Raw genomic sequence first — 11948 nt, forward strand, 5'->3', positions numbered from 1 at the left:
TGGCATTATAAATCAAATAGTTATGTAATTTTGACGCTCATAATGTTCGTGTAAGTTCTGCCAAGTTTGGGTAGTGATGGGTAGTAGATTGGGGAGTATTTTCTCGCTATATTGTATCGGCGAGATTGTACTCCCCAATTTTTTTAAGGCAGGAAAGTGGGCAAGCTACACGACAAGACCGTCAAGAAACTGATCAAAGAGAAGCCATCCGTGCGGCATGCCGATGGCAATGGTCTCTACCTCATGACCCCGAAGCGCGGCGATGCCTACTGGATGCTGCGCTATACCACCCCAGCTACCAAGCTCCGGCGCGAATACACCATCGGCAAGGTGGACGACTGGTCATTGGCCGACGCCCGTGATGAGGCGGCGAAGCTGAGGTTGGCGATCAAGCGTGAGGGTGCTGACCCGGTTCAGGAGCGGCAGAAGGTCAACCAAAACCCCTTCAAAACGCTCAATGACCTGTACGCGGACTACTACGAGCTTCGCAAACGAGAAATCGCGTCCCACCATAAAGAGAAGAGCCTGTACGAGCGTGAGGTCGCCTGGCGCATCGGAAAGGTGGAACTTGAAAAGATCCGACCAGTGGATATCAGTGAAATCCTGCGGGACGTGGCCACTGGCTATGACGACAATAAGCCCCGCCCAACCCTATCAAATGATTTGATGCGCCTGCTGAGGAACCTGTTTGATCATGGCATCAAACTGGACGTCACCAGGTTCAATCCAGCCTCGCCATTCCGTCCCAGGGACGCCGGCGGGGAGGAGAAGGCCGCCAACTACCCAATGAATGAAGACGAAGTCACCGAGTTCTTCACCAAACTCCGGGTGATTCCGGCGCAGTTCAGCCGTGAAAACTACCTGGCCTGTGCTTTGTTGATTGCGACCTGTACGAGAAAAATGGAGCTGCTGGCAGCGCCTTGGTCGGAATTCGATCTGGAGAACCGTATCTGGTACCTGCCCGAGGAAAGGACCAAAAAGAGAAGGGCCATCGATATCCCGTTGGCGGAGCCCGCCGTGGAATGGCTGAATGAGCTGAAGGTACGTTCCTGCGGTAGTGAGTGGGTATTTCCAGCTCGCAGGATCAGTAAAAAAGCACGGACGCCGTTTGTGTGTGAAAACACGCTGAACCATGCGCTCAAGAAACTCTTTGAGAAAAAGTTCTTTTCGTTCGACAAGCGCCGCGTCCACGATCTGCGTGGCACGGCCAGGACGAAGCTGGGCAAGCTTGGTTTTGATGACAATCTGGCTCAGCGCTGCCTGAATCAACTGCCCGGCAACCGGACGGACCGGGTTTATAACAAGCATGCGTACTTTGAAGAGCGAAGAGCGGCTCACGAGGCGCTCTGCGAGTGGCTGGCGCCCATCGTGAGAGGTGAAGTCAGCTCTGGAGGGTAAAGGGGCCAGATCAGGCCCCTTGTTGCTCAATCCAGGCCAACAGATCCGACAGGCGCCAGGCCACTGAGTTGCATCCCAGCTTGAGTCGTGCCGGAGCCACTCGCTTTCGTTCCAAGGTCCACCACTGCGTCCGGCTGACGGCTGTAATCGCTCGACGGTCCGACTCCCGAACCAGCCGCTCACACTGTCCAGAACGAGCCAGCAGCTTGGCGCGCACCTCCTCCGAAGGCGGACTGAAGGTCTTGTTACTCATTCTCCGTTACCTCCGAATCAACACTGGGATAAGTGGGAAACTGGGAAAGTCCATCTCCATCCGGTAGCGCTTCCCAATACGCCTTGATGCGATCAGGCCACAGGGCGAAAAAACGCTCCGATCGATCCCGTAGCTTGATTTTCATGGTGCCACGGCTCTGTTCATTGGTTTCCAGGAAATCTCTCTGGATCAGCGGCTCAATTTCCCGGGTGTATCGACTTCGAAGGCCAAGCTCCTTGATAAGAGTATTTTTGGGTATCAGCCACTGCGTCTCACCGGCCACTTTGCGTCGCAGACCAATTGCTCTTCCGTAATCCCCCCGCTCTATGTCAACGAGACGGTGATTCCATTTGTAAATAGCATCGCGAAGGCGGGCCAACAGGCGGTACTCCTCCGAATTGAAGATGTGACCCCGGCTCCGAAGCCAGGCTCCAACGACTTGGTGTACTGCTCGAACCGACTCCGCTTCCGTCCAGGGGAGGAGATAGTTCCGACATGCCAGGCATAGTGCAGCGGTGATCAGTGCGAACCGCCTGATCACTCGGACGACTTGCGAAGCCATATGAGGGGTCTTCCATTGCTCCGTCAACCGGGCAACCTCATTCTGGATGTAGCTGGGTAGGTCATTCACATCTTCTGTAAGACGCTCGAGCCAGTGCCGGAACAGTGTGCCGTGGTAGTGCCCGGTACGGCTTTTCAACGTGTCCACGAACTCTTGGGCACTGTTGAATCCATGCAACTTGTCAAAGGCTCCAAACCTCCCAAAAATCGGAATCTCGACAAGTCGGGTTTCTTGGCCGGCTTTAACCGACTTGCCTATTTCCTGAAATACTTCCGATAGCCATACCTCACCGGTACTTAAAGCCAGAGTTCGCCAGTGCGTTTGTGCAGTAAGGTCCCCTGATATATTCGCACGCAACTTACTGGCACCGGTCATTATATGATACGTCGCTACATCGACATCTTCCGGGCGCGCCAGGCCAATTTCATCCAATGCCAGCAACATGTCATTGTGCTCAGCAGCCACGGCTGCCAAGCCATTGGCAGTCGATACCCAGTTCCGCACAAACGTTGGTGCACCACACACGCTCGCGGCCGCCTGCAGTAGTGTCGTTTTACCGCTGGAGCTATTGCCGCCGAAGTGAAAAGCCCCATTTTCAATCTCCGCATGCTTCAGCAGTGGTGCCGCAAGGGCTACCCCAATGCTGAACATCGCCAGCGGGTTGCCCTCACACAGCTTCCCCACTTGAGCTTGCCAATCCTGGAGAGAACCGTTTTCCTGAAGTAGAGGGGAGGTTGATAGCTGCCCGACGAAGTAGTGCTGCTCATCCGCCTGACCTGCCGTCCAGCTACTCGTCGCGAAGATGGGGCCGTGCCAACCTGTACGGTCGACGGTTGTGGCCGGCGGCGCCTTTGCCATTTCCTCAAGCAGGTAGCGTTGTAGTCGTGCCCAACTGATATTGCCAGGCTCCAGCGGATAGCCGCTGTCCACGAGCAGCTCCCGTATCTGTCGGGCGTTATCGCCGTTCAGGTTGCGCGCATACACCACCTCGCGGAGCAGGACGTTGTCCATATTTTTCCACTGCAGCAGCGCACCGTGACCGTGCTTCTTGTTGGAGAGTCGGGTTCTGGCAATAACCTCAATCCATCCACCAACTCTTTGCCATTCATCAGAGCTGAAGCAGTACAGGCCAGAGTCTCTCAATTGAAATTTCATTTGCCCCTCCGTCACAACCGATCCAGCCAGTTTCTAACATCCTGGATCCGAAACCTGACGGCTCGACCTTGCGGGTTGGGCTTGATGGGGGCGGGGAAGCGACCTGATCGGACGTACCGACGCAGCGTGGCTTGCGATAGCTGAGTGACGGCGCACACTTCTTCGTATGTGAGCAAGCGCTCGCTGGTCTCGCTGGAAAACATGTGTTTCATTATCTACTCCTGGTTCGTTGATTAACGGCAGGAGTGATTATTAGTAATCAGGAGTCAGGACCAGAACCGCGGAATTGGCCATTTGGGGCGCAAAGAGAAAAAAATTATAAATGTCTGAAATTAAAGGTTAATTTCTTTCATTAGGGCGGCTTTCATGGGGGCCTCATCGGTTTTTGGGCGAAATCTGGTGAAAATGTGAACGGCCGCTGTCACCCGCCACCATCACGGCATCATTTTGTGAAGCGGTAATGCTCATTGACTTTCACATGTGAAAGTCAATGCTGAACGTGATCAAAACAGCCTCTTAAAGAGCCTTTTCGAGGCCCTGTTACTTCACGGGTTATCCCCGTATCACACCGGGGCTCCAAAAGGCCTCTTCCAAGCCCCTTGTAAGTGTCCCGAGGAAATAGCGGGAATTGTTGTAGCGACGACAATCAGCCCGGTTCCATCAAGCCACCGGATATCGGTGTTGTCACTGAGGTGGGAGGCCAGGGTCCCAAATAAGTACCGGTACACGACGCTTTCAGCCCATGCTACCTATGCCGTCGGGCAGGGAAACGCAATGCGAAAGTCCCAAATCAGTTAGTTACGTGGACAGGAATTGGAAAGGTCCCATGGCTTGGAGGAAGGAATCTGCCTCCAAGCCCGTCTTTTCGTCCGAAAAAGGCAAAAGCGCATGGCAGCTCTAAGCACTCAGCTGCTTACGATTGTTGGCAAATCCATAGCGAGGAGCCAGCCATGACCAAACGAATGACTCACCAGGAAATCTGCGAAAAGTGGGAGGCAGTCAGCCGAGCCCAAAACGTGAACCACCAACAAGGCATCGAAGCCGCCGTCAAGCAATGCCGGCAATTTCTGGCAGCGATTCACCAGCAAGCAGACGTGGAGCAAGCCAGGTACCGCTATCTGGCGCAGCGGCTCTGTGATCACTTTTGGTCCCACAACATCGCCCATCGCACCGACAAGACACCCGGGTATCCCGGCCACTTCGGCTGCCGTGTTCGACTCCGGAAAAGAAAATTGGAATTGTCCTGGTACTACAACCGCTTTGTCCCGAAGAGCGGCGAGGGCCGGTCAGTGTTCAGTGAGTACATCCGCAAAGAAGGTCGGTTCCGCTATCACAAACCAGCCTTCACGCGGGCCCAGGACTGGGAGCAACCGCTCATCGTGGAGACTGAGGCCGGTTTTGAAATGTTGCGAAGGCTCAATGCCAACCAGGCGGAGCTTTGTCGAATCGTGCGGAAAAGCGAGCGCCTTCTGAAAGATCTGGAGGAGCACCTCGCCGGACTGAAGGAGGCTGCCAGCGGGAGTTCAAGCCGCTCCAGCGAGGAGAGATGAGGGCTGTTGGCGATAAAAGTCCTGCAGCTCACGCCGCAGGTGTTGATTGCGTGGAGCTATTGATGGGACCGCCCAGATTTCATATGGCTATATATGCCGTTCTTTGCTGGTCTATCCGGGTCAAATCGGTTGAATGCAGCGTGGCACCTCTATATATTGGTCAGTCAATGTAGTGTAGGGCGGTTCCGCCCACGAGACCGTGCCACCTCAGGTGAGGTGGCAATACCATCGCCCATAGGAAGCGAAAACATGGCCGAGATGGAAGATCGCTGGTTATCCGTAGACGAAATAGGCAAGCACCTCGGTGTCAGCAATGACACCGTGTACCGCTGGATCGACAAGCACTCAATGCCCGCCCACCGCATGGGGCGATTTTGGAAGTTCAAAAAAATCGAGGTAGATGAGTGGGTCAAGGGCGGAGGAGCCGCCGAGACGAGCAAGGGTGAGCGTTCCGAATGACCCAAGGCCGGTATCGCATCTCCTTCACGTCCGGCAGCCTGTATCACCGCGAATCGGTGAAGCTGGCCGAGCTGTACCTGTCGCTCCGTGACTGGGATGAGGTGCGGACTCAAGCTCTGCATGACAACCTGCTACAGGCCAGAACGGAAAGCACGGCAAAGCGCACCTGTAGAGAGGCGATTGCACGCCTGAAGACGTTGACCGAGAGCGAACTGACTTTCCTGGCCGAGGCAAACCACCAGGACCAGGCACATCTCCTGTGGGTTTCCGTGTGCCGCCTTTATCGCTTTATAGCGGACTTCGCGGTGGAAGTGCTACACGAACGGTTTGTCGCGATGAAGCTGGATCTCAGTTTTGAGGATTTCGATGCCTTCTATAACCGTAAATCCGAATGGCATGACGAACTGGATAATGCCAGCGCCTCAACGCGCAATAAATTGCGGCAGGTCCTGTTCAGAATGCTGCGGGAGGCAGGGTTGTTAGCTAAGGACAAAACCATCAACGCAATACTGCTAAGCTCCAGGCTGGTTGAGTTGCTGCGTCAGAACAATCCTGACGAGTTCTTTTACTTCCCAGTCTATGAATCCGATATCAGGGGGATGTCAGCTTGATAAAGGACATTGCCAAAATGCCGATGCAGGAGCGACTACAGCACCTGTTTAGCGTGGTTTCCGGCCAGCGGTTCCTGAACAAACAGGGACTGGGTAATGAAGTGCCTTTCTTCATCTGTCCCTACCGGCCTGAAGAAGCGGTCGAGATGGAGCGTCTTCAGCGGCAGTTGGTTAACCGGCTGGAGCAGGCGGGCATCCGGATCCTGAGTATCAATCTGTACGACCTGGCCGTCGATATTTTGAAAGAAAGAGACATCTGGGAGCAGGTGTTGGAGCTCGAGCCCACGGTCTCAAAGGATCAGCTGAAAGAACTGCTACAGGGAGTGCTGGACCCGGAAGCCCATTTGGTGCCCGCTATTGCGGCAAAACTCCAGTCCGTTGAGTTTGACGTGCTGTTTCTCTCAGGGGTGGGCGAGGTTTTCCCCTACATACGCTCCCATAACGTGCTCAACAACTTGCAGAGCACCGCCAAAGACCAGCCAACGGTGATGTTCTTTCCGGGGTCCTATACCCACTCGCTGGAAACCGGTGCATCGCTGGATCTGTTCGGCAGGCTGCATGACGACAAGTACTACCGTGCGTTCAACATCTTTCATTACGAAGCCTGAGCGGACGATACGATTCGAGGCGTAATCATTAAGGGAAAGTACAATGACATTGAAGAATATTTTTCTAAAGCCCGTTGACCGCCCCATTGAAGGCGTTATCAAAGCCGACGATGAAGCCAGTCTTCGCCTCGAAATTGAAGAATACGTACTGACCAACGAAGTCGAGAAACGCCTCGAAGAGTTCCTGGACGCCTACAATAACTACGAAGGGGCGAACGGGGTCTGGGTATCCGGCTTCTTCGGCTCAGGTAAGTCGCACCTCCTCAAGATGCTGGCCCTTCTGCTTGAAAACCGGGAGATGGACGGTGCTACTACCCTGGACCTGTTCCTTCCCAAGTGCAGTGAGAATGAAATTCTCCGGGGCGACCTGAAGCGAGCTGTCTCAATTCCGGCGAAGAGCATTCTGTTCAACATCGACCAGAAAGCCGATGTCATCAGCAAAACCCAAATCGATGCGCTTCTGGCCGTGTTCGTTAAAGTCTTCGACGAAATGTGCGGCTACTACGGCAAACAAGGGCACATTGCCCAGTTTGAGCGCGATCTGGACGGCCGTGGCCTGTACGAACAATTCAAAGCCGAGTACGAGACCATCGCCGGCCGCCCCTGGCAGAAAGGCCGGGAGCAGGCCCTCCTGGAAGGCGCGAATATCGCCAAAGCCTACGCCGCTGTGACCGGTGGCGACCCGCAGTCGGCAGCGGGCATTCTGGACAAGTACCGCAGCGAATACCGAGTTTCGATAGAGGACTTCGCGGACAATGTGAACACCTATATCGAGAAGCAGGCAAAAGAGGGTGGCCACAAAGAGTTCCGCCTGAACTTCTTTGTGGACGAGGTTGGCCAGTACATTGCCGACAACACCAAGCTGATGACCAACCTGCAAACCATTGCCGAGAGCCTCGCCACCAAGTGTCGTGGGCGGGCCTGGATTATCGTCACCGCCCAGGAAGAAATGAAAAACGTGGTTGGCGAAATGGGCAAGCAGCAAGGCAACGATTTCTCGAAAATTCAGGCACGGTTCAATAACCGTATGAAGCTGTCCAGTGCGGACGTGGCGGAGGTCATCCAGAAGCGCCTGCTAACCAAGACCGAAGAAGGCGTCAATCAGCTGTCGGACGTCTATCACGCGCAGGCAAACAACTTCAAAACCCTGTTTGACTTCGCGGATGGATCGGCCACCTACCGGAACTTCCGGGACAGGGACCACTTCATCCACAGCTACCCCTTCGTCCCCTACCAGTTCGCGCTGTTTCAATCGGCGATCCAGAATCTGTCGCAGCACAACGCCTTCGAGGGTAAACACAGTTCTGTCGGTGAGCGCTCCATGCTGGGTGTTTTCCAGCAGGTGGCCATCCACATCGGCAACCATGAGGTGGGCCAGCTGGCCACCTTTGACCTGATGTTTGAAGGCATCCGCTCTGCACTGAAATCACAAATACAGCGGGCGATTATTCAGGCCGAGAACCATCTCGATAATGCCTTCGCTATCCGGCTGCTGAAGGCCCTGTTCCTGGTCAAATATGTCAAGGAATTCAAGCCCACGGTGCGCAACCTTTGCGTGCTGATGCTGGATGCCTTCGATCAGGATCTACCGGCACTTCGCACCAAGGTCGAAGAAGCCCTGAGCCTTCTGGAGCAACAGACCTACATACAGCGCAACGGCGACCAGTACGAGTACCTGACGGACGAGGAAAAGGACGTCGAGCAGGAGATCAAGAACACAGAGGTTGAGTCATCGGACGTTGCGGACGAGCTGGAAAAGATCGTTTTCGACTTTGTTATAAAACAGCGCAAAATCCGCTATGACGCCGGCTCCTCCCAAAACCAGGGGCAGGACTACTCCTATTCGCGCAAACTGGATGATCGTCTGCATGGGCGTGAATACGAGCTCTCGATCAATGTCATCAGCCCGTTCCACGAGCATACTGACAACGAGCAAATGCTACGCACAGCCTCGACCTACAAGGCGGACGAGCTGTTCGTGCTCATGCCGTCGGACGAGCGCCTGGTGCGCGATCTGCTCATGTTCAAGCGCACCGAGAAGTACATCAAGCAGAACATTTCCGTTACCCAGCAGGAAGCCGTTAAGCGGATCCTGAATGACAAGGGCTTTCAGAACCGTGAGCGCGAGGCCAGGCTCCGGCAGCAGGTTCAGACCCTCATGGGCAAGTCCAAGTTGCTCATTGGCGGCGCCGATGTGGAAGTGGCGAATGAGGACCCCCAGACGCGCATTATTCGGGGCTTCCATGAGCTGATTTCACGGGCTTACCCCAACCTCCGCATGTTGCGCGGCGTTTCCTACACGGAAAACGACATCAGCAATTGCCTCAACCGTACAGACGATGGCCTTTTCGGTAACGACGCCACGGCCCTGGCAGAATCCGAGCAGGAAGTGCTGGCGTTCATTCAGAGCAACAATCGGGGCGGTGTCCGCACCACCCTCAAGAGCCTGCTGGAAAAGTTCGAACACAAACCCTACGGCTGGTATTACGCCGCGATTCTCTGCACCCTGGCCAACCTTTGTGCCCGTGGCAAGGTGGAAGTTCGTCTCGACGGTAACATCCTGGAGGACAGCGAGCTGGAGCGCGCCCTGCGTAACACTCACGGCCACGGCAACGTGGTGCTGGAACCACAGATTGAGTTCACCGCCTCTCAGGTCCGAGCCCTCAAGTCGTTCTACGAGGACTTCTTCGACAGCCCGCCCCGCAGCAGCGAAGCCAAGGCCCTGGGTAAAGAGGCCGGCGAAGCCTTCCAGGACATGTACCACGACCTGGATCGGCGGATAGCGCAGGTCGATCAGTACCCGTTTCTCAATGCCTTGAAACCTGCCCTGGTGACGCTGAAAGAGGTCGCCGGAAAGCCCTACACCTGGCACCTGACAGAGCTGGGCAAGCAGGAAGACCGCCTGTTGGACATGAAAGAGGATGTTATAGACCCCATCCGCAAGTTCATGAGTGGCTCTCAAAAAGATATCTACAACCAGGCCCGCTCGTTCCTTCAGAACCAGGAGCCTAACTTCATCTATGTCCCGGGCGATGAGATCACCAAGATCCGCGCCATTCTGAACGATCCCAAGTGCTACAAGGGCAACCGCATCCAACAGCTAAAAGGGTATCTGGACAGCCTGCAGGGGCGAATTGACGAAAAGGTACAGCACACCCGGGCCGAGGCGGAGAAGTCGCTACAAACCATGCAACAGCGAATGCAAAGCATGGAAGAATACCAATCCCTGCCGGAGCCACGTCAGGAAGAGCTGAATAAACCCTTCCTGGAGCTGACGGAATCCATCGGCCAGGAAACCTTGATTGCCGTGATCAAAGACCGGCTTCGGTACTTTGAAGAACAGGGCTATCAAAAACTGCTCGCCAAAATGGTCTCTCTAGCCAAACAAAAAGCAGAACCGGTTGAACCAAAAGATCCGAGCACGGTTAGCGAAGATGACTGGCAGCCAGAAGAAATCAAAGAAGTAGCCGAGGAATACGTTCAGTCACGCAACCTGCATGTAGCCTTCAACAAGGCCTGGTTGGCTGACGAGGGCGATGTAGACCGTTATCTGAACTCCCTTCGTGACGCCTTGCTCGCGGAAATTCGGCAAGGCCGGAAAGTGCAAATCTAGGAAGAAACATGCACGACACAGAACACGACGTACCGGCATTGATCGCAGGGGGTGAAAACCTCACCGTAGAATTTAAAAGCGACCTGAAATGCTTGCCTGACCGGGAACTGATTGCGGCAGTGGTGGCTCTTGCCAACACAGAGGGTGGAGATCTGTTTCTGGGTGTGGAGGACGACGGCACACCCACAGGCCTTCACGCCAATCACCGTAACCTGAGTACGTTGCCAGCGCTTATTGCCAACAAAACGCTTCCGTCGTTGGCTGTGCGGGTTGAACCCCACGAACTGGGTGGCCAGCCCATTGCGAGGATTCGGGTACCGAAATCCCGGCAGCTGGTCTCAACCTCCGAGGGGCTATTGCAGCGGAGGCGCCTGCGCATGGATGGAACGCCGGAAGCCGTCCCATTTTATCCACATGAGTTCGTTCAACGTGAGTCCAGCCTCGGCGTTACGGATCCCTCGGCACTGCCTGTGGATAACCTTTCCGTTGAAGACCTGGACCCAATTCAGCGGATTCGCATCCGTAACGCCATCAAAAAATATGGTGGTGACCAGAGCTTGCTGCCCTTGGCAGATGATGAGCTGGACGGTGCATTGGGGCTGACTGTGAACACCGGGGGGCAGCGCCGCCCAACCGTTGCCGGTTTACTCTTGCTAGGCAATGAAATGCAGTTGAGACAACACCTGCCCTCTCATGAGGTGGCGTTTCAGGTACTACGCGGCACCGACGTGCTGGTTAACGAGTTTTACCGCAAGCCGCTATTAGAGACGTTTGAAGAAGTAGAGCTGCTGTTCCGCGCCCGAGTGGAGGAAGAGGAAATTCAGGTAGGGTTGTTCCGCGTGCCCATCCCCAACTTCGACCGGCGGGCCTTCCGGGAAGCCTTCGTAAACGCCCTGGTTCACCGCGACTACAGCGCCCTGGGCGCTGTACACGTCAAACTGGACGATGACGGTTTGAGCATCAGTAACCCGGGTGGGTTTGTAGAAGGTGTGAATCTGGACAACCTGCTGGTGGCCGATCCCCGCTCCCGTAACCCCTTGCTGGCAGACATCATCAAGCGCATCGGCCTGGCCGAACGCACTGGCCGGGGCATCGACCGGATCTTCGAGGGTATGCTCCGCTACGGGCGTACTGCACCGGACTACTCCATGTCATCCGCTCACACCGTATCTGTGCGCATGAGCGCAGCGGATGCGGACGCCGAGTTCCTGCGCATGATTGTCGAGCGGGAAGAGCAGACTGGCACTGAAATGCCTATCGATAGCCTGATCATTCTGTCCCGTTTGCGCAATGAACGGCGTTTAAAAACCGTTGATCTGGCTAAGTCTGTTCAGAAACCTGAAACGGCCGTAAGGGGCACTCTGGAAAAGCTGGTAGAAGCAGGACTGGTGAAAGCTCACGGTGGTGGGGCAGGTCGCACTTATACGCTGAGCGCCAAGGTATACAGAGGCGCGGGAGAGAAAGCCGCTTACGTGCGTCAGGCAGGCTTTGACACCATACAGCAGGAACAAATGGTGATGAGCTATATCGATCTTCACGGCAGCATTAAACGAGCAGACGTGGTTGAGCTTTGTCACATCAGTCCAGACCAGGCCTACAAGCTATTGTCGAAACTCAGGAAACGGGGCGAGATTGAGAAAGAAGGTGATCTTAAAGGGGCCAGTTACAAACGAGCGCGTTAATTTACACGCGGGGCGTGAATATATACGCCGGTTTATACGCCAGCGCATAACAACCGG

At 55.1% G+C, this 11948-nt stretch carries 10 protein-coding genes; 7 read left to right on the forward strand and 3 right to left on the reverse strand.

Translation table 11 applies throughout. The features are described 5' to 3' along the window. Positions 1–156 precede the first annotated feature (156 nt). Positions 157–1398 (forward strand): site-specific integrase, encoded by a 1242-nt coding sequence (locus QPL98_RS09450; RefSeq protein ID WP_022987607.1) that lies wholly within the window; start codon positions 157–159, stop codon positions 1396–1398. A 10-nt stretch (positions 1399–1408) separates the two neighbouring features. Here QPL98_RS09450 and QPL98_RS09455 read toward each other — a convergent pair whose 3' ends face one another. The 3 genes from QPL98_RS09455 to QPL98_RS09465 are packed head-to-tail and all read right to left on the reverse strand — an operon-like array spanning position 1409 to position 3571. After that, entirely contained in the window at positions 1409–1651 is a 243-nt protein-coding gene (locus QPL98_RS09455) for an AlpA family transcriptional regulator (protein ID WP_023008356.1), read from the reverse strand. Continuing rightward, positions 1644–3368, reverse strand: a complete 1725-nt coding sequence (locus QPL98_RS09460; protein ID WP_022987608.1) for a DUF927 domain-containing protein — start codon at positions 3366–3368, stop codon at positions 1644–1646. Before QPL98_RS09460 ends, QPL98_RS09455 begins: the two co-directional genes overlap by 8 nt. An 11-nt stretch (positions 3369–3379) precedes the next feature. Continuing rightward, positions 3380–3571 carry a helix-turn-helix transcriptional regulator gene (locus QPL98_RS09465; protein ID WP_368389046.1) on the reverse strand — a complete coding sequence of 64 codons (192 nt, stop codon included), beginning with the start codon at positions 3569–3571 and terminating at the stop codon, positions 3380–3382. Between the two features lie 747 nt (positions 3572–4318). On the opposite strand from QPL98_RS09465, the gene mobI reads away from it, so the two are divergent. From mobI to QPL98_RS09495, 6 genes are all read left to right on the forward strand, one after another. Further along, positions 4319–4918: a conjugative transfer protein MobI(A/C) gene (gene mobI / locus QPL98_RS09470; RefSeq protein ID WP_303293145.1), complete on the forward strand. Its 600-nt coding sequence runs from the start codon at positions 4319–4321 to the stop codon at positions 4916–4918. Between the two features lie 249 nt (positions 4919–5167). Then, complete coding sequence (locus QPL98_RS09475) at positions 5168–5377, forward strand: helix-turn-helix domain-containing protein (RefSeq protein WP_303293146.1); 210 nt, start codon at positions 5168–5170, stop codon at positions 5375–5377. Then, positions 5374–5988, forward strand: a complete 615-nt coding sequence (locus tag QPL98_RS09480; protein WP_303293147.1) for a DUF1819 family protein — start codon at positions 5374–5376, stop codon at positions 5986–5988. The genes QPL98_RS09475 and QPL98_RS09480 overlap by 4 nt, the downstream gene beginning before the upstream one ends. Before the next feature lie 17 nt (positions 5989–6005). Beyond that, positions 6006–6596 carry a DUF1788 domain-containing protein gene (locus QPL98_RS09485; RefSeq protein ID WP_011784100.1) on the forward strand — a complete coding sequence of 197 codons (591 nt, stop codon included), beginning with the start codon at positions 6006–6008 and terminating at the stop codon, positions 6594–6596. Positions 6597–6639: 43 nt separating this feature from the next. Continuing rightward, complete coding sequence (gene brxC / locus QPL98_RS09490; RefSeq protein ID WP_303293148.1) at positions 6640–10209, forward strand: BREX system P-loop protein BrxC; 3570 nt, start codon at positions 6640–6642, stop codon at positions 10207–10209. A gap of 8 nt (positions 10210–10217) precedes the next feature. Further along, the gene (locus tag QPL98_RS09495) at positions 10218–11891 is read left to right on the forward strand and encodes an ATP-binding protein (protein ID WP_303293149.1); all 1674 of its coding nucleotides are present in this window, start codon (positions 10218–10220) and stop codon (positions 11889–11891) included. Positions 11892–11948 lie beyond the last annotated feature (57 nt).

It is taken from the genome of Marinobacter sp. ST-43, from assembly GCF_030541085.1.
Taxonomy (GTDB): domain Bacteria; phylum Pseudomonadota; class Gammaproteobacteria; order Pseudomonadales; family Oleiphilaceae; genus Marinobacter; species Marinobacter nauticus.